Source organism: Acinetobacter sp. Tr-809, from assembly GCF_011753255.1.
GTDB lineage: Bacteria > Pseudomonadota > Gammaproteobacteria > Pseudomonadales > Moraxellaceae > Acinetobacter.
The window spans coordinates 684,558-707,633 of record NZ_VWVZ01000002.1 but is presented as its reverse complement, the minus strand read 5'-3'; the positions used below and the strand labels follow the sequence as shown (position 1 = coordinate 707,633).

The 23,076-nt window shown below is 40.3% G+C and carries 17 protein-coding genes and 2 pseudogenes; 4 read left to right on the top strand and 15 right to left on the bottom strand.

Features of this window, described 5'->3' with window-relative positions:
* Nucleotides 1-30 precede the first annotated feature (30 nt).
* The gene (locus F3J02_RS07345; protein WP_167248362.1) at nucleotides 31-1,632 is read left to right on the top strand and encodes a bifunctional aspartate transaminase/aspartate 4-decarboxylase; all 1,602 of its coding nucleotides are present in this window, start codon (nucleotides 31-33) and stop codon (nucleotides 1,630-1,632) included.
* Nucleotides 1,633-1,708: 76 nt separating this feature from the next.
* Here F3J02_RS07345 and cntB read toward each other — a convergent pair whose 3' ends face one another.
* The 6 genes from cntB to F3J02_RS07315 all read right to left on the bottom strand — a co-directional run bounded on the left by cntB (nucleotide 1,709) and on the right by F3J02_RS07315 (nucleotide 9,236).
* Nucleotides 1,709-2,665 carry a carnitine monooxygenase, reductase subunit CntB gene (gene cntB, locus F3J02_RS07340; protein ID WP_167248361.1) on the bottom strand — a complete coding sequence of 319 codons (957 nt, stop codon included), beginning with the start codon at nucleotides 2,663-2,665 and terminating at the stop codon, nucleotides 1,709-1,711.
* 104 nt (nucleotides 2,666-2,769) lie between these two features.
* Entirely contained in the window at nucleotides 2,770-4,221 is a 1,452-nt protein-coding gene (locus F3J02_RS07335; protein ID WP_167248360.1) for an NAD-dependent succinate-semialdehyde dehydrogenase, read from the bottom strand.
* Between the two features lie 77 nt (nucleotides 4,222-4,298).
* Nucleotides 4,299-5,414, bottom strand: coding sequence for a carnitine monooxygenase subunit alpha (gene cntA / locus F3J02_RS07330; RefSeq protein ID WP_005204619.1), 1,116 nt, complete (start codon nucleotides 5,412-5,414; stop codon nucleotides 4,299-4,301).
* Nucleotides 5,415-5,478: 64 nt separating this feature from the next.
* A complete protein-coding gene (locus F3J02_RS07325; protein ID WP_167248359.1) occupies nucleotides 5,479-6,432 on the bottom strand; it encodes an alpha/beta hydrolase in 954 nt (317 codons plus the stop codon).
* Nucleotides 6,429-8,084 (bottom strand): BCCT family transporter, encoded by a 1,656-nt coding sequence (locus tag F3J02_RS07320; RefSeq protein ID WP_167248401.1) that lies wholly within the window; start codon nucleotides 8,082-8,084, stop codon nucleotides 6,429-6,431. Before F3J02_RS07320 ends, F3J02_RS07325 begins: the two co-directional genes overlap by 4 nt.
* Nucleotides 8,085-8,123: 39 nt before the next feature.
* Nucleotides 8,124-9,236, bottom strand: coding sequence for a tartrate dehydrogenase (locus tag F3J02_RS07315; RefSeq protein WP_167248358.1), 1,113 nt, complete (start codon nucleotides 9,234-9,236; stop codon nucleotides 8,124-8,126).
* 100 nt (nucleotides 9,237-9,336) lie between these two features.
* Between F3J02_RS07315 and F3J02_RS07310 the strand changes: the two genes are divergently transcribed.
* Nucleotides 9,337-10,317 carry a LysR family transcriptional regulator gene (locus F3J02_RS07310; protein ID WP_167248357.1) on the top strand — a complete coding sequence of 327 codons (981 nt, stop codon included), beginning with the start codon at nucleotides 9,337-9,339 and terminating at the stop codon, nucleotides 10,315-10,317.
* A gap of 75 nt (nucleotides 10,318-10,392) precedes the next feature.
* On the top strand, nucleotides 10,393-11,226 hold the full coding sequence (locus tag F3J02_RS07305) for an EamA family transporter (RefSeq protein WP_167248356.1): 834 nt from the start codon (nucleotides 10,393-10,395) through the stop codon (nucleotides 11,224-11,226).
* Nucleotides 11,227-11,278: 52 nt separating this feature from the next.
* Here F3J02_RS07305 and F3J02_RS07300 read toward each other — a convergent pair whose 3' ends face one another.
* From F3J02_RS07300 to F3J02_RS07260, 9 genes and pseudogenes are all read right to left on the bottom strand, one after another.
* Complete coding sequence (locus F3J02_RS07300) at nucleotides 11,279-12,463, bottom strand: porin (RefSeq protein WP_167248355.1); 1,185 nt, start codon at nucleotides 12,461-12,463, stop codon at nucleotides 11,279-11,281.
* Between the two features lie 194 nt (nucleotides 12,464-12,657).
* Nucleotides 12,658-13,675, bottom strand: a pseudogene (locus tag F3J02_RS18800) (tetratricopeptide repeat protein).
* Between the two features lie 3 nt (nucleotides 13,676-13,678).
* The gene (locus F3J02_RS07290; protein WP_228284334.1) at nucleotides 13,679-14,107 is read right to left on the bottom strand and encodes a hypothetical protein; all 429 of its coding nucleotides are present in this window, start codon (nucleotides 14,105-14,107) and stop codon (nucleotides 13,679-13,681) included.
* 55 nt (nucleotides 14,108-14,162) lie between these two features.
* Nucleotides 14,163-14,621: a hypothetical protein gene (locus F3J02_RS07285; RefSeq protein ID WP_228284333.1), complete on the bottom strand. Its 459-nt coding sequence runs from the start codon at nucleotides 14,619-14,621 to the stop codon at nucleotides 14,163-14,165.
* Nucleotides 14,622-14,785: 164 nt separating this feature from the next.
* Entirely contained in the window at nucleotides 14,786-15,241 is a 456-nt protein-coding gene (locus F3J02_RS07280; RefSeq protein ID WP_167248354.1) for a hypothetical protein, read from the bottom strand.
* A 9-nt stretch (nucleotides 15,242-15,250) separates the two neighbouring features.
* Complete coding sequence (locus tag F3J02_RS07275) at nucleotides 15,251-16,792, bottom strand: hypothetical protein (protein ID WP_167247874.1); 1,542 nt, start codon at nucleotides 16,790-16,792, stop codon at nucleotides 15,251-15,253.
* Nucleotide 16,793: 1 nt separating this feature from the next.
* Nucleotides 16,794-19,281, bottom strand: a pseudogene (locus F3J02_RS07270) (DUF2345 domain-containing protein).
* Between the two features lie 240 nt (nucleotides 19,282-19,521).
* Nucleotides 19,522-19,884: a 5-carboxymethyl-2-hydroxymuconate Delta-isomerase gene (locus F3J02_RS07265; RefSeq protein WP_167248353.1), complete on the bottom strand. Its 363-nt coding sequence runs from the start codon at nucleotides 19,882-19,884 to the stop codon at nucleotides 19,522-19,524.
* An 11-nt stretch (nucleotides 19,885-19,895) separates the two neighbouring features.
* Nucleotides 19,896-21,608: an AAA family ATPase gene (locus tag F3J02_RS07260; RefSeq protein ID WP_167248352.1), complete on the bottom strand. Its 1,713-nt coding sequence runs from the start codon at nucleotides 21,606-21,608 to the stop codon at nucleotides 19,896-19,898.
* Between the two features lie 161 nt (nucleotides 21,609-21,769).
* On the opposite strand from F3J02_RS07260, the gene F3J02_RS07255 reads away from it, so the two are divergent.
* Entirely contained in the window at nucleotides 21,770-22,735 is a 966-nt protein-coding gene (locus F3J02_RS07255) for an alpha/beta hydrolase (protein WP_167248351.1), read from the top strand.
* Nucleotides 22,736-23,076 lie beyond the last annotated feature (341 nt).

Sequence of the window (23,076 nt, the reverse complement as noted above, 5' to 3'; positions counted from 1 at the left end):
TTGCCGTCACTATAATTAAGGAGACTTCCCATGGGGAACGTTGATTACTCTAAATACTCAAAACTTAGCCCATTCGAACTAAAAGACAATTTAATTGAGCTTGCTCAAAGCAAAACAGACAGGATGATGCTCAATGCAGGGCGCGGAAATCCAAACTTTTTAGCCACGGTTCCACGTCGAGCATTCTTCCAATTGGGGCTGTTTTCAACAACAGAATCAGAGTTCTCTTTCTCTTACATGCCAGAAGGTCTAGGGGGCTTTCCTCGCCCTGTCGGTTTGCAATCACGTTTCGATAACTTCATTATGCACAATCGGGATAAACCTGGCGTGGTATTTCTAGGTAAAGCCATTTCCTATGTCAGAGATCAGCTTGGTTTAGATCCAGATGCTTTTTTACTGGAGATGGTCGAGGGAATTTTAGGCTGTAATTACCCCGTTCCAGACCGCATGCTACGCATTAGCGAATCGATTATCAAAGAATATATCCTGCGTGAAATGGGCGTCCAAGGCATGCCGAAAGAAGGTTTAGACTTGTTTGCGGTCGAAGGTGGAACGGCAGCAATGGCGTATATTTTTAACTCTTTAAAAGAGAATAAAATTATTGCCAACGGTGATCGTATCGCGATTGGTGCACCCATTTTCACACCGTATTTGGAAATTCCTAAACTGAATGACTATCAGCTTGAAGAAGTCCTGATCGAAGCTGATCCGAAGCTTGACTGGCAATATCCAGAATCTGAATTACGGAAATTGGAAGACCCATCGATTAAAGCCTTCTTCTTGGTGAATCCAAGTAACCCACCTTCGGTAAAACTCAGCGATGAAGGCTTGGCAATTTTGGCTGATATCGTTAAAAAACGACCTGACCTGATTATTCTGACCGATGATGTGTACGGTACGTTTGCGGATAATTTCAAATCACTGTTTGCAATCTGCCCAGACAATACCATCTTGGTCTATTCATTCTCGAAATATTTTGGGGCAACAGGTTGGAGACTCGGGGTGATTGCCCTCTCCAACAATAATATTCTAGATCAAAAGCTGGCGGCACTCTCTAAAAAAGACAAGAAGGAATTGGAAGAACGTTATTCTTCATTAACCACCGATCCAGCCAAGATTAAATTCATTGATCGTCTGGTCGCGGATAGCCGTAATGTGGCACTAAATCACACGGCTGGTCTTTCTACACCACAACAAGTGCAAATGGTACTGTTTGCCCTGTTCAATATGATGGATTCGCAACAGAACTATAAGAAGGCGGTTAAATCTGTGGTACGTGAGCGTGATGCTGCACTGTACCGACAGTTAGGCGTTGAAGTTCCTGCTGATCCAAACTCAGTCGATTACTATACCTTGGTCAACTTGGAAAATACCTCTCGAACACTGTATGGGGATGATTTTGCGGATTGGGTGATGAAAAACAAGAACCCAACCGAACTCCTATTCCGTGTAGCGGATGAAACAGGCGTAGTGCTCTTACCTGGTTCAGGCTTTGGGGTACAGCACCCTTCTGCCCGTGCTTCATTGGCCAACCTGAATGAATATCAATATGCCGCAATTGGAGATTCCTTAAGACGCTTTGCCGAGGAATCCTATCAGGAATATCTAAAAACCAAGAAAGGGAAAAAATAAATCTGAATCAATGTTTGATATCAATAAAAAAGCAGCTTAGGCTGCTTTTTTATTATGTGAAAATCAACGCTTAATATTAAAGATCGAGTACCAATTTTCTACCTTTGGCACGCGATACACAAATCATCATCGACTGCTGTGATGCTTTTTCATCATCACTGAGATATTGGTCAAAATGCTCTGCCTCACCTTCCAGAATTGTGGTTTCACAAGTACCACATACGCCTTCACGACATAAACATTCCACATCAATATTGAGCAGTTCAATCGCTTGTAAAATGGTTTGATTGCCTTGAACTTCAACTTGCTGATTGGATTTTGCCAACACCACCGTAAATGCTTCACCTTCCTCTGGTACGGTAGATGCAAACTGTTCCCAGTGAATATATTCATCGCGGTAACGATGGTAATTACAACGATCAATCACTGCATCAATCATTGGCTTAGGCCCACATACATAGACATGCGTGCCTTTAGGTTGAGCGCCAATCAGTTGGTCCAGATCCAGACATTTTCCATCTGAGTCAATATAGCTAAAGATATGTTCGCCATGTTTTTGTTTGAGTTCTTCCAACAGTGCTGCATGCTCTGGCGAACGATAGGCATAATGCAATTCATAATCTGCACCACGTGCAGCCAACTCATCCATTTGCGGCACAAACGGGGTGATGCCAATCCCACCCGCAATCAGAATATGTTTCTCGCCATCTGCCGCCAATGGAAACAGATTTTTCGGTTCAGAAATCAGAATCTCACAGCCTTCATTGCACTGATCATGCATAAAGACTGAACCACCTTTACCTTCAATATCTTTACGCACACACACTTGGTACGTCGATAGATCTTGAGCACAGCTCATCAGTGAATAGGCATTGGATAGCTGGTCATTCATTTTCACAATGATATGACTGCCACCATTAAATTGAGGGAAATTTTGTCCGTCCTGACGTTTAAATGTAAATCGTTTGATCAGCGGAGTCAGTTGCTCTACGCGTGTGACCACCGATGCAAACATTTCATAATGACTAGCCATGTCTAAATCCTCTTTACCACATGCTGCTCATCTCAGCATTTTCTAATTTTAAGTGCATATTGTGGATTGGGCTGTCCTCGAAAACAGCCCAATCCACAGTGTCCCTAGATTCCTAAACACATATATTTAATGGTCATGAACTCTTCTAAACCGTATTTAGAACCTTCACGCCCCACACCCGATTGTTTTACCCCGCCAAATGGCACCACTTCATTGGAAATAGCAGTTGAATTCATTCCGACCATTCCATATTCCAACTGTTCAGCGACACGCCAAATCCGTGAAATGTTTTCGCTATACACATAAGCGGCTAAACCAAAAATGGTATCGTTAGCTTGTGCCACCACATCCGCTTCCTCGGTAAAACGGATTAATGGCGCAACGGGTCCAAAAATTTCTTCCTGAACAATGTCCATATCACGCGATACATCTGTCAAAACCGTTGGTTCAAAAAAGGTCTGACCCAGTGAGTGCTGTTGACCACCACACGCCACTTGGGCACCCTTGCCACAAGCATCATCAATCAACTGTTTTGCTTTCAAAACCGCTTTGTCATTGATTAACGGTCCGATCTGTACATTCGGTTCTAAACCATTGCCGATTTTGAATTTCTGTACTTCTTGCACAAATTTCTCGGTAAAAGCCTGATAAACCTTGTCGTGTACATAGATTCGATTGGCACAAACACAGGTTTGCCCTGCATTACGGAACTTGGCAAAGATTGCGCCTTGTACCGCTTTATCCAGATCGGCATCATCAAAGACAATGAGTGGTGCATTACCACCCAGTTCTAGAGCCAACTTTTTAATGGTGTCTGAACATTGCTGCATCAATAAACGACCGACAGGTGTAGAACCGGTAAAGGTCAGTTTTTTAACTTTTTCATGACTGGTAAATACTGAACCAATGTCTTGCGATTTACCTGTAACCACATTAATGACGCCCGCTGGAATGCCAGCCATTTCAGCCAGCTTGGCAATTGCCAGTGCACAATATGGGGTTTCATTAGCAGGTTTGATCACGATGGTGCAGCCCGCAGCCAACGCAGGTGCTGCTTTACGGGTAATCATGGCAATCGGGAAGTTCCACGGCGTAATTGCGGCAACTACACCCACAGGTTCTTTGGTGATAATAAAACGCTGCTGGCTATTGGTGGTTGGAATCACATCGCCATAAACGCGTTTACCTTCTTCAGCAAACCATTGAATAAATGAAGCTGCATATTTCACTTCACCCAAAGCTTCGGCTAAGGGTTTACCCTGCTCAATGGTCATAATCCGTGCCAGCTCATCAGCATGACTCAAAACCAGTTGATACCACGCCAATAACAGGTCTGCACGTTTTTGTGCCGTTAATCCTTTCCATGCAGCTAAAGCCTGATACGCCACTTCGACTGCTTCGGTGGCTTCTGCTGCACCCATATTCGGAATGACACCAATTTCCTCACCTGTCGCAGGGTTGGTGACAGGAATGGTGATATCGGATTGTGCATTCACCCATTGACCATTGATCAATCCGTGTTGTTGAAATAACGGACTTGCTTGCAAACTTGACATGTCATGTTCCTATCGATTGAAGCGAAGTGTGACCTTATCGTTTGCCACACTTCCCTTATCTAATACCTGAGACAAAATTATTGATGGTGTTGCGCAACAAGATTCTGGAAATAAGCGATACCATGTTCACTGATTCCCGAACGTTGCTTGTCGGTCATGATACGCCCTTGACCACGATAACCCCGTGATTTTAAACCACGTTGTACACTTTCAACCAGCTCGAGGTCTTCAGGGCGGAAGACATTGCGATACCATTCAATCAGGTCTTTCTGATCTTGAGTCAATTCTTCATTGGTGAAGAAAATGTCATAGTGCTGCAAAGTAGTTTCCGCATCCATTGGGAACTCATAGATCACGGTCATGAAATTTGCACCTGGTGGTACGTTAAACATGGTGCAAGGCCACGTCCAGAAACCACTAAAGGTCGGATCTTTAACCGATGGATCAAGCTTGAATGACTTCTCTGAAGAACGTGCATAACCATATTGCAGCGTCCAATTTTGATGCGTGGTATGCCAATATTTATCCACCTGAACAGAATCAGCAAAACCAGGATGCGCTGGGCCACAGTGATAACATTCTAAATAGTTATCCACGATCACTTTCCAGTTGGCAGGTGTTTCTGTGACGAAACGTGCAGCCAGTTTCAAGTCTTTTATTACCGCACAAGCTTCATTCAGTTTTTGTGCAAATTCAGGCAACTGATCTTCAACACAAGTGGCATTTTCATCCATATTGATAAAGACAAAACCGCCATATTCTTCAACTTTTAATGGCACCATGCTGGAGTTTTGCTTGTCAAAAGACTCAACATGATCACAGTTACGAGCCAGTGCCAAGCTACCATCTAACTTAAAGGTCCATGCATGGTACGGACAAGTAATCACGTTTTTCGCTTTGCCGCTGCCACTTAACAGCTCATGTCCACGATGTGGACAGACATTATAGAATGCACGCAATACGCTATCTTTACCGCGAATCACGATAATATTTTCACCAATCACCTTACGGGTAATATAGTCATTGGCTTGGGCAACTTCACTGCCATGTGCTACGCAAATCCAGCTTTTCGCAAAAATTTCTTCTTTTTCACGCTCAAACACCTGAGATGAGGTATAGAACACTTTTGGAAACGTCCATGCCACATCTGGGTTTGAACAGAAATCTTCTGGTAATTTTTCAACTGCATTCATGGTTTTACTCCATTAAACTGTTTTGTCCTAACGACCGTTTTATCAAAATTGGCTGATGTTCAAATCACTTGAACATTTGCTTTAACGAATTCAGCATGTGCTGATATAAATCCTGTACTACAGGACAGTCCCGTACTAAACGTAAACTGCCATGCAGTAATCCTTTGCCGAGATAAAATTCAGCTGCAACATTGGCTTGCTTTAACTTGTCCACAAAAATACGTCCGTCATCACACAGCGGATCATATTCCGCCACCGCAACAAAGCTGTGTGGCATATCACTGAAATCTTCTGCCAAAAGTGGTGCTAAACGTGTGTCCTGCCAATCGCTTGCATTCGGTGCATATTCGTTTAAGTAATAATGCATTTCCTCGAGTGTCAGTAACGGTGCATCTGCATGCTGCTGGCAAGATGCGGTATCAAAACTGCTGCCCAAACATGGATAGATCAAAGCCAGACCACGTGCCTGCACGCCTGTATGTTGTAACTGAACCGCCAATGCCGCAGCTAAATTTCCTCCTGCACTGTCGCCAGCTAATACAATCTGTGTAGGGTTAATGTTCCAGTCTGCGCCATGCGCGCGGAGCCAGTGATAGACCGTTTCACAGTCTTGATAAGCGGCTGGAAAATGATGTTCTGGCACCAACCGATAATCGACACTCAGTACTGCAACATTCAGATCACGACATAAATAGCGGGTGATAAATTCATGTGAATCTAGATTCCCCACCATCCAGCCACCACCATGCAGATACAGCACGCAAGGCCAACCTTGCGCTGGTACTTGGCCCAATGGTGAATACAACCGAACATTGACGGGCTGAGTGGCATGCGTAATGGTTTTATCTTCAATATTCACCGTGCCATCGCGTGGCAAGGTGTAATGCAGGCACATGGCATCATAGGCTGCACGAATTGAATCAATATCGTTATCCGCTGCTGAATAAATGCTGCTCCAATACACCAGACTTTGCATTTCTTCGCTTAACCCATAGCGCATGTTCGGCTGTGCTGTCATAACAATTCCTTTTGACTGCTTTTATGTGCCAGTGCGGTTGCCGCAATATCAATCTGCATCTGTTGATTTGGGTCAGTATGCTCAAGCGCTTCCAAGTCACTAAAACTGCTCTGTTCAATCAAATGTGATGGCACTTTGGAATAATCCTCAATCAACCATTTCACCAAGCCATAGGTCTGTACCAGAATAATCACAATAAACGGTAAAGCAGTCACAATGGTGGCAGTTTTCATGGTGTCTAAAGGTGCCTTAGAGAAAATCATCGCAATCGGTACCAGGGTTAACATCAGACACCAAAACAAACGCGCATTCGGAGATGGATCTTGCCCTTCACTTAAACCACGGGTACAGGTTGCAGAAACCGCATAGCCCACCGCATCCATATGTGCTGCAAGGAAAATCACCATAATGCCAAGGAACAACCACATCATCAGCTTGCCTGCTGGCAATAAGCCCAACAGTTGACCAATTGCCACTTCACCACCTTGCTGGCTCAAGATTTGTGGAACATTGACTATGCCGTGAATAAAGCTGTGAACGCTATAATTTTCAAACACCCCAAAGATGAACCATAAACCAACACTACCACCGATGACCATGGCAAGAATCACTTCTTTAATGGTGCGTCCTTTGGAGACACGAGTTACAAATAACGCCACACCTGGTGCATAAGAAATCCACCATAACCAGTAGAACACGGTCCATTCACGGGTGAACTTTCCATCTCCCATCGGATCGGTAAACAGACTCATATCGACAAAGTTAGTCGCCATCAGGCCAAAACTCATCAATGAATTATTCATAATAAACTGGGTTGGGCCAAAGCACAGCACATAGATCGCAAACAGCACCACACCCAAGCACACCATATGACTCAAACGCTGCATGCCTTTATCCATACCGACATAAGAGCTGAGTGCAAATAACACCGATACTGCTAAAATGATAATGACTTTGGTCATGAAGGTATTCGGGATACCCGTGAGCTGCGACAGAATGTTGGTAAACGTGACCGCAGTCAAAACCAGTGAAATGGTCAAGGCACCAAACATACACAGCAAGAACATCAGGTCGACCACACGTCCAACAGGTCCCGTTGCTTTAAAGCCAGTGACCGCTTCCACCATTGACGCTAAGCTCAAGCCTTTATTCTTTCTGACATGGTAGCTATAGCACAGTGAAATCGATGCCAAGGCATAGATCGACCATGCACTCAAACCTGAGTGAAAGAAAGAATAAGCCACGCTGTATTTAAGGGCTTCCGCCGATTCAGGGGCTAAATTCAAACCCGGTGTTTGGTAGTAATAAGCCCAGTCTAGAAATCCCCAATACAAGGTTGAAGACCCAATCCCCGACAGAATGAACATGAAAATCCATGACATGGTGCTGTATTGGGGCTTACCTTCGCCGAGCTTGATTTTGCCGTATTTACTAAAGGCCAAACCGAAGGTAAAAATAATTGATAAAAAAGCAAATAACAGGACTGGCGTGGTAAACACCGACGTGGTCCATTGCATCCATTTTGCTGCCAGTTGTATTGATTCAGATGAGTAGATTGCCAGACCAGCCACCGATGTAAATACAACGGCAAGACTGGTGATCGCAAGCGTCTTATCTGTATAAGGCTTTGTAATTTGATTATCCATATCTATTCAATCCATCTCGGATAGTGACTATTCCCTCAGGGGTATCTACTCCATCGCGAATAAATCCATTTTTTGCTCAGTCACACAGGATGCAATCGCATCACCCACTTCATAGGTCTTAGCAGTGCCACCAACATCAGGCGTTTTTGGGCCATGCACCAACACATGCTCAATCGCCTGCATAATTTCCTGCCCTGCCTGAATGACTTGTTCATCTCCATCTGCCAAGAAATCCAACATCATCGCACCAGACCAGATCGCTGCAATCGGATTGGCAATTTGCTGTCCGTAAATATCGGGTGCTGAACCATGCACAGGTTCAAACAATGACGGGAATTTACGTTCAGGGTTAAGGTTTGCCGAAGCCGCCAAACCAATCGTTCCTGTACATGCAGGACCTAGATCCGACAAGATGTCTCCAAATAAATTCGATGCCACCACCACATCAAAACGCTCAGGCTGTAGAACGAAACGTGCCGCTAAAATATCGACATGCTGTTTATCTGCCTTGATTTGCGGATAGTGTTTTGCCATTTCATCGACACGTTCATCCCAGTACGGCATGCTGACGGCAATGCCATTGGATTTGGTTGCAGCCGTGATTTTTTTAGCCTCACGCTGATCGGCAAATTCAAACGCATATTTTAAAATGCGATCGACACCATGACGGGTAAACACCGCTTCCTGCAAGACGAACTCACGATCAGTACCTTCAAAGGCTTTACCACCAATCGCTGAATATTCACCTTCGCTGTTTTCACGCACCACATAAAAATCGATATCGCCTGGTTGTTTGCCAGCCAGTGGACATTTCACACCAGGCATTAACCGAACCGGACGTAAATTCACATACTGATCAAAACGACGGCGGAACTGGAGTAATGATCCCCATAGTGAAATGTGATCAGGCACCTTTTCAGGCCAACCCACCGCACCAAAGAAGATTGCATCATATTGCTGCAAAACTTCAAACCAGTTATCCGGCATCATTTTGCCGTGTTCAAGGTAGTAATCACAGCTGGCCCAATCGAAGCTATCCATTTGAACTTGAATGCCATATTTGTCTGCTGCTGCCTTTACAACCTTGATGCCTTCTGGTAGAACTTCTAAACCAATCCCATCACCTGCAATCGTGGCAACTTTATACTTTTTTGCCATAACGCTCCCTTACACCTTTGGTTAATATCCTTAGCTGTAAACATGCTGTTTTCAGTAACAATGATCAATAAGAAAACTATCACCCCAATGGACACGGATCGTGAATAATCTACCTAACCTATCGGATTTAAAGGTTTTTTGCACAGTCGCCAAACGCAAGAGTTTTGTCGATTCAGCTGAGGAGCTGGGTGCTTCACCTGCATTTATCAGTAAACGCATCAATATTTTAGAAACCAATCTGAACTGCAAACTGTTCCATCGCAGTACCCGTCATGTCAGTTTGACCGAAGATGGCAAACTGATTCTGGATCGGGTCTCCAATATTCTGGATGAATTTGATGAAATCAGTGAGCTGGTGAATAACCCCTTAAGCACGCCAACAGGTCATCTCGACATTGTCAGCAGTTTCGGTTTTGGCCGTAAACATGTTGCGCCCATCTTGTCTAAATTGATGACCATGTACCCCAAACTGGAAATTCAGTTTGATACCATCGACAACACCAAAGACCTGATTCAACACAGCATTGATCTGGATATCCGTATTGGTAATGAAATTGCCCCGAATATGATTGCCAAAAAACTGCTGTCCAATTTCCGAATTTTCTGTGCAGCCCCCAGCTATTTACAGCAACAAGGCATGCCTGAAGGTCTGGAAGATTTACGCAACCATGATTGCCTGACCATCAGTGAGCGTGATCAATCCTCAGTCTTATGGAAATTACGCCATCCTTCAGAAGATCGATCAGTGCATGTCACACCGCGCTTCATTTCCAATAATGGCGAAATTATTCATCAATTGGCGATTGAAGGACGTGGCATTATCTTACGTTCAATCTGGGATGTGGCGGATGAATTGATTAGCGGTGAGTTACAGCATATCTTGCCTGAATACTGGCAAGATGCCGATGTTTGGGCAGTTTATCCTTCACGTTTAAAAAGCTCATCTAAACTACAGACCTGTATCCTGTTTATTCAAAATGAACTGATCAACCGTTTACAGCATATTCAGAATCTAAGCCGTGGTCAGCTGATCCAACCAATTGAGCCGATCAATCCAAATACCGAGAAAGTATTTCTATAATCGCGCTAAGCTGCCTGCTTTCTTTTTTCAACCACATCATGCACATTAGCAAGATCATGAATTAATAGGCAGCCTATGAGCACGGCAATATTTGGCCTTATTTTACTTGCAGCGACATGTCACGCTACATGGAATGCCATTGTAAAAGCGGGTACAAATAAGTTTTTAACCACGGTATTGGTCACTGCATCCGCAGCAGTTTTAGCCGCACTACTGCTGCCCTTTTTCCCCATGCCGCATCACGATAGCTGGCCTTATATTCTGGCTTCAACGGCAATACAAATTCTATATTTTGGCATGGTGGCAAAAATCTATCGCGTTGCGGATATGGGTCTGACCTATCCCTTAATGCGTGGCACAGCACCACTGATTGTGGCCGTTTTAGGCAGCTTGTTACTGCATGAACAACTACAATTCAATGCATGGCTGGGCATCATCACTATTTCCGTTGGCATTTTATCGATGATTTTGGCTGCACCCCAAACAGGACGCAAAGGCATTGGTCTGGCCTTAGTCAATGCCGTCCTGATTGCAGGTTATACCTTGCTGGATGGTCATGGCGTTCGCCTTGCAGGATCAGCCATTGCCTATATCCTATGGAGTTTCGTGCTTTCAGGACTGATCTTTTTTATCTTTGCCCTGAAAATACAATATCGCCAGATGGGTGAGTATTTTCGACATAATTGGCATTTCGGTTTAATTGGTGGAATCGGTTCATTTTTTTCTTATGGTTTGGCACTTTGGGCGATGACGCTTGCACCTGTTGCGATTGTTGCCGCACTAAGAGAAACCTCAATTTTATTTGCCACGCTGATCTCAATCTTTATTCTAAAAGAACGCATCAATGCAGTAAGGATTATCTCCTCCTGCATCATTTTAATCGGGGCACTGATCTTAAGAACCGCCTAAAAGAAAAAAGCCAGTCCATGACGAACAGACTGGCTCATTTTCTTCGCTGAATTTAGAAGTAATAACCCAAGGATAAATAGAACAATTTATTCCATTGATTGCTCTCACCTTGAGCAAGGCCGTCCACACCACTGCCCGTCATTGGGTCATTTCGACTCCAAATATATTCCCCCTGTATGCCGACTTTTTTATAGTTAAAATACAGACCTGCAATTAAGCGATCCGAATCTTGATAGCCTGATTCATCTTTATAAAAACGGCTATACGAGACATAGGGTTTAATATTTTCTAACTGATGGAAAGGCTTGGCAAAGGTGTAGTTAATTTCATTGGCCATATATTTGCCTTTGTTGGCCACTTGATAAGGATAATCAAATGCGCCAATGGTCGAACTTTTTGGCAAAAGGTCATCTGCATTTTTAATGTCCTGCTCTCCTGCCAAGAACAACCATTGCCATGCCTGATAATTGGTGGTGCTAAAAATGCTCCATGTACTACGATGCCCATCTTTATTGGTTCGGTTATTTCCCAATTCCGAATACCAGTAAGAGCCACCAATTTCCGTGGAGAAATTCTGCGATTGATCGATATCAAACTTTCGGGATAAGCGCGTCACCCACATATTCTTTTCATCAATATCGGTACCTTGGGTCAGATCATCTGCTCGCACAAAGTTACCGCTATAGCGACTGGAGTCCTTGGAGGTGCCTTTGTAATTACCACCATCAGTCGGGTAAAAACCGAGAATGAGGTTATACAGATTATCCTTAAACTGGTATTTCACCCCAAGGTTTTGGATATCTTCCAGTCCAACGGTATTCAGCAAAGTTTCATAATAACTATTGCCCCACAGTCGCCCAAAGCCAAAATCAACCGATTGCAAACCGACTGTCAACCGTTGCTGATCCGAGAATTTATAGCCTACCCAAGCATCTTTTAAAAACAGCGCATCACATAAGCGGTCATACTGGTAGCAACGCACATCCATCGATGCAATCCAGTCTGGGTTTTCATAACTGAGTACCGCTTTGATATCAGCCAGTCGCCAGTCATCGTTCTTAGAGCCTTCATTGGCTTCGACAATATAGTCTTTATGGATATAGCGGGTACGGATTGCGCCTGTCAATTTCAGTTCACCCGATTGTGTTTTCGGGTCCCCGATACTGAAATCGGCTGCCCAGACTGGTGTATTTGCCAAGACACCCATTGAACCCAAGAGAAGCAGTGCTTTTTTCATTGTTGTACGTCCTTGTTTAACCTCATATGAAAATGAAGAAATTCATGCAGACAAACAACGCTTAAACTATAAAGTTGGTCTTTACGGAGTGTGTTTAATAGAGACGCTTTAAGACACAAAAAACTTGTAATATAATTTTTCCATTCTTTACATTGATAAGAAATGAAAAAATGTTAACTTAATAACAAATTCCATTATTTCTTTTTCTGTAGATTTTCCAACCCACCAACCTCTTCTTCATCATAAACTTTCCATTCCCCATCTGGTTGATCTACTGCGATTTGTATACTTCCATCATTCTTTAAAATTCTAATATTTTCTTTATTCACTTTAGTAGTGAGCTTATCTAATTTTTCTTGAGCGACATCCAATCCAAACTCTTTTGCTAAAGTGTAATAGGCATACGCAAGATCAAAATCTTGTTTTACTCCATCACCTTTTTCATATAACGACGCCAAATTATAAGCGGCACGAGGTTCACTATTCTCTATTGCTTTTTTATACCAATACACAGATTTTTCAATTGACTTATCAACAACTTCTCCTTTTTTATACATAACAGCAACATTAAATTGTGACGGTGCATAATTTTTTTCAGCAGCTTTTAGAGAATAATCAAAATACTTATGCTTATCTTTTATCCCCCCCAGCCTTCATAATAACAATTAGCGGTATTTGCAGCTCCTAAACCATAGTCTAAAGTTGCTGATTTCTCATAATATTCACATGCTTTTTTTAGATTTTTTTCAAGATAGAAACCATTAAAATACATAAAGCCGATTGAATTAATAGCCTCAGGTACATTTTTACTCATTGCATTCTTATAGTAGTTGTAAGCTTTCTCATAATCTTGCTTAACTCCATTACCATGAGCATACAAACTCCCCATATTGTTTTCAGCCACTCCATTATTATTTTTTATTGCCTTTTCATACCAATATATTGATTTTTCAATATCCTTCTTTTGATTTAAATATCCATTTTCAAAAACCACCCCACTAAATTTTGCGCAATAGGATTATTATTTTTAGCCTCAATCAATAAAGCATTAAAATATTTTATTTTTTCATTATTGTCTTTACTTTTTACAACGTTATCAATTTTAGTTAAATCAAGATTAATACCTTGGCTTTCCCCACCAAATTTATTATCTTGTACATCACAACCTGTTAAGCTCACTAATAAAATTGATAAAAAAATAAAATATCTCATTTATTAATCCATAAAGAAAAAACCATAAATTAAGAATATAGACCCAAGAACAAAACCTAAATATAAGGAGGAAAGATTAATTAATAGCCAACTTTTATGTTTTTCTTCAAACACCTTCACATTCTCTCTATATGTATTTGGAATAATTGGTATTGGTTTATTTTTTTCATCATTTATAGATGGAAAGTGTAACTTTGCAGAAAAAGTTTTATAATTTGAGTAATATATTAAAAACCAATAAGCAACCACAACCAAATCTCCTCCAACTCTAGAAAAATCTTCTCCGCCTCTCTCCCCAAAGAAAAAAACCAAAAAATCTCTCTTATTTTTTTTAATATAAATCTTATTATAAATATATGTAAATAACAACAAACAAATCCCAAAAGGAATAATTAAAAAAACACAAACAAGAAATATATCATTAGTAACCATAACATCTCTAACTCTAATATTTATTAATCCTTCAAAAAAAACCAGCATAAAAAAATTAAAAAATTTCAAAAAAAACCAAATAAAGCAAAAACAAAATAGCAAGAAAATATGTTGTATATAATGAAATTAAATTAACAACCAACCAACCATTTCTTTTGATTTTAAATAAATCAATATTTTCCTTATAAGCATTAGGTGTCATGTAAAATGGTTTATTTAAAACATCCTCACAAGAAGGAAATCGTGTTTTTCTTGCTGAAAAAACCTCAAAAGAATAACGCATTAAAAACCAATATGCAACAACAACCAAATCCCCACCAACCTCTCTAAAAACTAAAGCATTTTCTTTACCAAAAAACAAATCAAAAAAATCATCTTTATAAATTTTTATATAAATTTTATTATAAATGTATGTAGAAAGCATCAAAAACATATTAAAAATAGCAATAAAAACAATTGCATTAAGCAAAAGACTATTATTAAAGACCATTTCTTTTATTACTGATAAAATCAAAAAAACCACCTCGCACTATAAAATTAAACTTCAATAAAAACAACCTCAACAATAAACAAAATAGAGAAAACCATCTTCACACAAACTCAATATTCCAAACACAAGAAAATAAGTTAACGACCCAACAAACAACACCCAGAAAGAAAAAAAACTAAAGAATATTTTTAAAAAAATAAACCATAAACAAGAAAAGAAATAAAAAATATTAATGCTAAATAGATTGATCCCAAATTAACAACCAACCATCTCTTATGCTTTAATTCAAATATATCAATATTTTCCTTATATGTGTTAGGCATAATTGATAATGGTTTATTATCCTTATCATACAATGATGGAAAAAAAACTTTCATAGAAAAAAACTTATAGCTTGAATAGTAAGTTGTAAACCAGTATGCAATAACTAATACATCACCACCAACCTTCGTAAATTCAGCTCCATTCTGTTTACCAAAAAATAAATCCAAAAAATCATTCTTATGATTACTAACATAAATTTTATTATAAATATGTAAAACAATTAATATAATAAAACTTAAAAAAAACATTAAAAACATTATGTTGGTTAAAATGGTATTCCTATCAACTATTTCTTTAAAAGCAATTAAAATCTCATTCATAAAATTCATCTATTCACATACACCAGTATATTCTCTAGCTTTTGATGTACCAACATAATTGCCAGCAAAACCTAGTCCAACTCCACCAAAGACTGCACCAATACCTGCACCAATAATTCCACCAACTGCAATTGAGGTTCCGCCCGTCACAGGTACTAACACCATACCTATTCTTGCTCCAATAAGCCCTCCAAGTTTTGCCCCCCCCCAAGCACCTAATACTCCTCCTCCAACTCCACCAACAATATTAGCAGTTTCTACTGTTGCTACTTTAACCGTATAAGCTGTATCGCCAGTTTGAGAAGCACCATAAACCTTTACAGCAGACTCTGCGATATAAAAATACAACACTAATTTCATACCAAGTTTAAGGCTTATAGTTGCACGACCAATCGTCTCCATCATTTTAACATTGAGCTTTAATCCCCCCATAAAATCTGGGGCTTTTACACCTGATGTATCTCTTACAACATTTTTTAGTGTTTTTGCAAACTCTTTATTGTCTTGTAATTGAACAAAATTACCAGCAATCGTTTGTTCAATACGTTGATATAAATGATAGTTTTTCCTTTTAAAATCAGCATCGTGCTTAGGGTTACTAAGCTTGGTCTTTCCTTGAGCTTCTACACTATAGGCTCTTTGAAGTGCAGCTATATCACTATCCAATTTGGCTAACAAATCTTTATTTAGCCGTTGCAGCTTATGATCATCCATCTTTTGTTTAGTTTGATCTGAATAAATAGCCGCAGCATTAGCAGATTCAACTTTTTTATTCAGGGAAATATCACCACAATAGCTTTCTTTATGTCCTTCCACCGTTTTAAGATACTCAACTCTAGCAACCTGAACTTGCTGTGCTAAAGCTATATAATCCATTAAAAGTTCAAAATTATTTGCAAAGAATTTTGGGTCAAATCCATTCTGCGTACATAAAAACTGAAATATTCTTTCAGCCTCTAATGCTAACTTTTTATACTCTGTTAATTCAGGTGAACTCTTTTTATTTGTAATAAGAATAATCTGACCTGGTTTGATTTTTTTACTAAAATTTAAGTCCTGTAAATCGCTAAGGTGAGCATTGGCATGCCTAAAAATATCTCGCTCAGTATGATTTGGTACTTTTTTATAGATTTCTCTTAATAACTCATCAAAAGTTTGCTCTTTCTTTATCAGCTTCCATCCCACTTCCGCATCTTGTGTAATTTTCACCTCTTTTATGTGATTTGGACTTTCAGAGTTTTGTGCTGTCGTAGATTTAATACGTGTTTGATCATATGCAATTTTTGCATCTTTCTTATAGTGCCGAAGAATATAACCACCCATCCAAATATCATTTAAATAAATATCAACTTGTACCTTCTCTTGATCATCCAATACTTCTATAACATTTGTCTTTGCCGACTTCATAAATGATAACTTTTGAGAAACTGAGTTCCTCTTTTTATCTGGAGATTTGATTGTAACCCTATATCGGTACTGCAAAATTGTTAAATGTTTTGGTACTTCACTAACGAATAGCTGTGCAATATGAGGCTGACTATATTTTGCCATTTTATTCTGTCTCCTCATCATGACTAAAGTCAGTCACTGTCATCTTATTTAAAATTTGTAATGTATAACTCTCGGGACGATTTGAATAAATTGTTTTTGTTTTACCTGAGGCATCTGTTTTACCGTAATGCATTTGCCCCGAATCGCTGACTAAAACATAATCAGTAAATGCTAAAATTTCATTCGTCTCTTTATCCCTTGCATCAAAAGCGATGTTATATCCACCTAATTTAGGCATCATTGGAAGAAAAGCAGAAACTTTCGCCCCACCCATAAACAAATGCTGACCCGCTTTCACCTCAAACTTGCCGCCAGTGGTTGGGAAAATCCCCGAACCATTCAGCTTGATCTGAGAACCACCCGCAGTAATCACAATTTCTTTCGGACTGGTAATCTCAATACGATCTTCAGTTGAGATAATCTGGATGCCTTGCTTGGCAAGTAAATCTATTCCATCACCTTGAGCATGGATTTCAAACTTACCCTTTGCTGCGACCTGTTTAATTCCATTCTGGGCGGCAAACAGACTGATTCGGTTTTGAGCATGTGTAATCAGGTTTTTCTGTGTACTTAGATTGATACTGTCGCTCGCAAACTGATTGATCTGTCCATCAGCAGATAAATGAATATCTTCATTAGTACTTAGGCCAATACCTTCAGGAGAATTGAGTAATAGAACAGCCTTGTTAAATTTGGCAATATTAGACTCCAGCGATTCAAAAAATGCTTTTAGTTGTTCAACGGATTCAATCTCATCAGTCTGCTGGTTCTTAGCCACTTCGCTCAGTGCCTTGGCATTGCTCTGGTTGCCTTCTAGCTGTTGCTTGGCAGGTTGAGCATCGAGGTGTTCACCTTGCGCTTGATCCTGCTTATGCGTGGAAACAAGTAAACCTTCGCCAGCTCGGACCGCACCCCATTGATCGGTACGCAGCTCAAACCCTTCACCTCGATCTTCACTTTCTGCTGTTGCTTTAGGATGACTCAGTTTACCTAAGTTGAGTTGGCTCGCTGCATGACTGCTTTGTAGTTGTGCGCTGATTTGCCCTGTGGTGTCATCAAAACGTAGTTGGTTATAGCCTTCACCTTGGTACTCTTTAGATTTGATCCCTGCCAGTTTCTTGGTGTCTGGCAGCTTGCCCGCATTGTCGAATTTGGTTGGGCTGCGTTGGGCTTCGTGAATACGCCCTACAACAAATGGTCGATCAATATTGCCATCAAAGAAGTCGATCACCACAATTTCATTGATTCGTGGCAGGAAGCGGGCTCCATAGCCTTCGCCTGCCCAAGGCGTTAGGACATCGACCCACGCTGAATCGGTGTCGTTGTCATTGGCACCTGCACCACCATCGTGACTGTGATCTTCATTGCGGGTAAACAGAAAGCGGACTTTAATCCGTCCCCATTCATCGACGGTGTTCTGCCAGTTCAAACCAGTACCCCACATGGGTATCACGCACGGTAGTCTTCGCCACGAACTGTTTGGATTGTAAGTCATAATATTGACCCAAGTTCCGATTCAGCTTTTCGATTTGGGCATTGCTCGATGGGGTTGCACCATCTTCACCATTGAGGTCTTGCATCCATGCGGGTGAAAAATGCCATGCTTGTTCTAGGCCAAGACTGGCATTGTCGTATTGCGTACTGTGCTTATGTGTACTTTGTACACTGCCTGCACCATCTTCTTGTTCTAGTGCATCAGCCTGCCAACGTTGTACATGTACGCTGCTAGGTTGTAGTGAACGTTGCCCAATCAGACTGGTCATACTGTCGTATTGTTCTGTGGCACTGCTACGGTGGTAACGAATCGTTCTTCTGTCTAGCGCTTGGTATTGGCTATTGTCATCAATCAGACGTAGTTTTTGTGCTTGGATAGCAGCACTGCTGAGTGCAACAGTGCGCTCGGCTTCGTCAATGAGCCAGTTAATCGATTCGCTACGTAGCAAACGAGTAAGGAACTCGTAGTCACCCTCCATAGACTGCATGATAAAGGGACGGATATCATAGTCCTGACTCAGTCCAGTCAAATCTAATGTCAGACTGGAAGCGAATAAGGGGCTTTTTTGTTGCCACTCTTTGAAGATGATTTCTACCACCTCAGGCACGCTTTTATTCATAAACACGCGACTGTTACGGCGTTGTTTCCACAGTGCAGTTGGGTCTTCTAAAGTCAGTTTATATAAAGTTAGACTACCGTCCGACTGCCCTTGCAAGGCTTGGGTGATAATCCCTGTGACACGGGTGAGTTGACCTTGATCAGTGACGGTATCGATCGCTGCTTGGCTACCAATAAATTGTTTCAATGGAATAGTGGCATTGGTCGACAAGCAGATCAATTCTGCTTTAAAGCCTACATTCAATGCATGTTGAGCATCAATACGTTGCAGAAAAACCTGCGAATTTAATTTTTGATTGGAAAACTGAATATGGATCGCACGTTTTTGTGCGGTAAGGCCCAAACCCTCTAGAGCCTGAAATATATTACTCAACATTATTGTATAAATATGAACTAAAATTTAGTGCATTCTATAAACAGCATACAAATCTGTCTATATTTTTAATGTAATGTTATTTCAGCAAATACAACCCTAGCTTAAAAAATATATACTAAAGCATTAAAATTATTATTAATAAAAAAATTCAAGACACTCAAATCAAGATACATATTAATCAACATATTTTATCAAATAAGGACAATTCTCCTTATTTGATAAAATCGTGATTATTTCAAACTAAACTGTTGCCTTGAAATAATCTGCTTTGGGCATATCAATCACTTCTACACACAACTGAACAGGATAGCCAACCACAGACTGGATATAGTTCTTTTGTTCCAATTGACGCAACAATGCTGCACCAACGGCTTGTTTTTGAGCCTGCGTTCTACCACTCAATAAATACAATTTTAAATGAATATAGGCTTCTTCAGTTTCATTTAAACCGATTAAAAATACGTCATCTTTAAATGCACGAGATTTAATATCATTTGCAACGAATAAATCCGTTTCAATTAACGCAGTATTCATATCTTGCAATAATTGATACGGATCTAATTCAGTTAAATTGGCTGAATAGTTTGCAGTCAAATGTGGCATTTTTATGATTCCTATTCAATAAATAATAAAGCTAAACGGACTTGATCATAAGCCATTCGCGGACTACTCGCTTCTACGATTGGACGCAATTTAATTGAACCATCATCGGTAAAATGCTCAGGATTTTTACGCTTATGCAAACGCTTATAAATTTTGCGCACTTCTTCAATCACTTCATCCCCCGGACTAGCCACCGAAATATCCAAGCCCTGCTCTTTATGCAGACGTGCCAAATGATTGATGATCGTTGCAGGGGTTAAACCACGCTCATGCGCAATATCTTCAATTTCATAGCCTTCCTCAAATAAAGTACGAGTTTCATCCAAGGTCGCTGCGGCATAATTCTGTTTTGCACCTTTGGCGATTTTCTTTTCATTCCGCGCAATTTCAGTGCTATTCAATGTGCCACCACAATGCCGAATAAAGGCATTATGCTGTGTGGTTAAATCCACATTTTCAAAATTGGCTTCCGCTTCAGTTGATAATTCCTGAAAACGGCGATCTGCTTTAATCGCCAAGCTATCCAGTTCAAGTGCCTGCTCATTAAAACCAAGTAGCTTAAGACCTGTCAGTGATTTTAAACGTGATAAAGCCACATAGCCCTGACCTTTTTCGAAAGTATTGCTGAGATTGATCTCTGCGGCTTCCAAAGTCATACCCTGACTTTTATGAATGGTAATTGCCCATGCTAAACGCAACGGAATCTGTTGAAAGCTGGCAATCGCCTTACCCGCTTCATTTTCAATCGACCATGTTTCAGGTTCGACTAAAAATGTTGTGCCATCAGTCAACTTCACTTTAGGCAGAATGCCCTGCTTATCATCTTCTTCAAAACCAATGACTTCACCCAAACTGCCATTGATATAGCCCATATCAAAGTTGTTTTTAACAAACATGACTTTGGCATTTTTTTTCAAGGTCAGTTCTTCAGGTGCTCGCACTGAAGATTTTAAGGTTTCCATCAGCTTTTCATTGCCATCAACCACTGCATTGAATTGATGGCTTTCATTATCAATTTCATTCAGATGCTGATAATTAATATTATCGACATCCATATTGTGCGTATATAAACGGGTAAAGGTCTCACCAATATCGTGCTGACGCGATTGTTGTAATGCAGTGAGATGTTTCGTCTGAATATTCTGTGCACGGATTGCATTGAGAATCTGATTGAGGATTTCATCATCCTGACGATGCTGTTCAGTCAAATAACAGACACGGAATTTAGCTTCGACCCAAGCCTCTGACATAAAACAAAATTTATCACGGTTGCTTTCATCCTTTTTACCGACGGGTGGTAACTGGAAGAAATCTCCCGCAACAATGACTTGAATGCCGCCAAAGGCTTCATCACTTTCTTTAAAGTATTTCAATACTTGATTAACCAAATTCAATTGCTTAGCGTGCAGCATTGAAATTTCATCAATAATCAACACTTGGGCATTTTCTAAATGCTCTTTTAAATATTTACGCTCTTTCATCCGTTTCAGATCATCATCACTCAGGCGGTCTTTGATCCCGATACCCGCCCAAGTATGGATGGTCATACCATTCATATGGGTTGCTGCAATTCCTGTGGATGCAGTAATCGCCACAGGCACTTTACGTGCTTTGAGATAATGAATGTACTGATTAAGCGTATAGGTTTTTCCTGCACCTGCTGAGCCCGTTAAAAAAACATTTTCCCCAGCCTTGAGTAACTTGAGTGCAGTCTCTTGTTTCATAATTTCTTCAGTCAAAAACAACAACGCATAGCTTAACGATTTTTTGTCAAAAATAAAAACGCAAATCCAAATTGCGAACGCTAGGTGTCGTATAATTACATTGACATCCGAAGGTTTTCATTTAATGTGTTTGTTAATGAATTCAGACTTGATCTATAAAAATGACTACTTCAAATCTTTATGAATATCAAACAGATATACTTGGTGAAGATTATCAGCAACTAACGTTAAATTTCGCTGATGATTATGATGGAAAAGTTGTTGCAACTTTAGTTCGCAAGAAGGCCGTTGAAGCGACTAGAAAAGCAGTTTTATATATTCATGGTTTTGCAGACTATTTTTTTCAAAAAGAAATGGCTGAACAATTTAATCAGCATGGTTTCGATTTTTACGCACTTGACCTTAGAAAATATGGTCGTTCAAAACTCCCTCATCAAAAACTCTACTACGTTTTAGATTTACGCGAATATGATGCTGAAATCAGTAAAGCACTCGAAATCATCGGTCAAGAAAATCACAATCAGGTTGTATTAGCAGGACATTCTACAGGCGGTTTAATTGCAACTTTATATGCTGCACATTATCCTGACCATCGTTTAATTAAAGCGGTCTGGAACAACAGTCCATTTTATGATTTCTATAAAAGTGTCATTGAGAAAAAAGTCGGAATTCCCTTACTCAGTGAAGTGGGTAAACGCTTGCCCAATGCTAAATTCCCAAGTGGCTTAAATCCATGGTACACCCCTAGCTTGCATAAAGATTTTTACGGCGAATGGGATTTCAATCTGGATTGGAAACCAAAAACCATGCCTTTTGTACACCTTTGTTTTGTCACAGCGATTCACGAAGCACAAAAAGAAATCCATCAAGGTGTGACCTTAAATGTGCCTACCTTAATCATGCATTCACATCAATCCAAATTCCCTAAAAAATGGGGCATTGATGCCCAACAGAGTGATGTGATTCTGGATGTCAATGATATGACTCAGAATGCAAAAAAAATGAAAGGTGATGTACAAACCCTATCTATTCAAAACGGTTTGCATGATCTTGTGCTGTCTGCACCACCTGTACGCGAGCAAGTTTATCAACAACTTTTTGCATGGCTATCTGAAAAAATCAAATAACCCAGATAACTTTACTATGACTATCCCAATGCTCAGCTGTCTTAGTACTTACTGAGCATATTTTATGCAGGATGAGATTCATTGGGCAGAGCAAATGCCCAGTCAATTGTCCAGATTATTAATGCATTTAAGAGAATCTCAGAAAGCTTTCCAAAAATATTCAATATCCAGCCAGTCCCCATCAAGATCGATGGGAAACTCTAAAACAATTTACTGATGCTCGTATTGCCATTAGAAGCTGCCTTACTTTGGGCAATGAAATCGCTGAAATTTTTTAGACCCGTATGTTGGTTATGCTAATCGCTGGACATTTTTGATCTCAGTTCGCCTGACAGTACGAA

What these genes read in the sequence shown, in the direction of transcription:
- F3J02_RS07345 (WP_167248362.1), top strand. Translation starts at nt 31, where the DNA reads ATGGGGAACGTTGATTACTCTAAATACTCAAAACTTAGCCCATTCGAA.
- cntB (WP_167248361.1), bottom strand. Translation starts at nt 2,665, where the DNA reads ATGGCTAGTCATTATGAAATGTTTGCATCGGTGGTCACACGCGTAGAG.
- F3J02_RS07335 (WP_167248360.1), bottom strand. Translation starts at nt 4,221, where the DNA reads ATGTCAAGTTTGCAAGCAAGTCCGTTATTTCAACAACACGGATTGATC.
- cntA (WP_005204619.1), bottom strand. Translation starts at nt 5,414, where the DNA reads ATGAATGCAGTTGAAAAATTACCAGAAGATTTCTGTTCAAACCCAGAT.
- F3J02_RS07325 (WP_167248359.1), bottom strand. Translation starts at nt 6,432, where the DNA reads ATGACAGCACAGCCGAACATGCGCTATGGGTTAAGCGAAGAAATGCAA.
- F3J02_RS07315 (WP_167248358.1), bottom strand. Translation starts at nt 9,236, where the DNA reads ATGGCAAAAAAGTATAAAGTTGCCACGATTGCAGGTGATGGGATTGGT.
- F3J02_RS07305 (WP_167248356.1), top strand. Translation starts at nt 10,393, where the DNA reads ATGAGCACGGCAATATTTGGCCTTATTTTACTTGCAGCGACATGTCAC.
- F3J02_RS07300 (WP_167248355.1), bottom strand. Translation starts at nt 12,463, where the DNA reads ATGAAAAAAGCACTGCTTCTCTTGGGTTCAATGGGTGTCTTGGCAAAT.
- F3J02_RS07290 (WP_228284334.1), bottom strand. Translation starts at nt 14,107, where the DNA reads ATGGTTACTAATGATATATTTCTTGTTTGTGTTTTTTTAATTATTCCT.
- F3J02_RS07280 (WP_167248354.1), bottom strand. Translation starts at nt 15,241, where the DNA reads ATGAATGAGATTTTAATTGCTTTTAAAGAAATAGTTGATAGGAATACC.
- F3J02_RS07275 (WP_167247874.1), bottom strand. Translation starts at nt 16,792, where the DNA reads ATGGCAAAATATAGTCAGCCTCATATTGCACAGCTATTCGTTAGTGAA.
- F3J02_RS07265 (WP_167248353.1), bottom strand. Translation starts at nt 19,884, where the DNA reads ATGCCACATTTGACTGCAAACTATTCAGCCAATTTAACTGAATTAGAT.
- F3J02_RS07260 (WP_167248352.1), bottom strand. Translation starts at nt 21,608, where the DNA reads ATGAAACAAGAGACTGCACTCAAGTTACTCAAGGCTGGGGAAAATGTT.
- F3J02_RS07255 (WP_167248351.1), top strand. Translation starts at nt 21,770, where the DNA reads ATGACTACTTCAAATCTTTATGAATATCAAACAGATATACTTGGTGAA.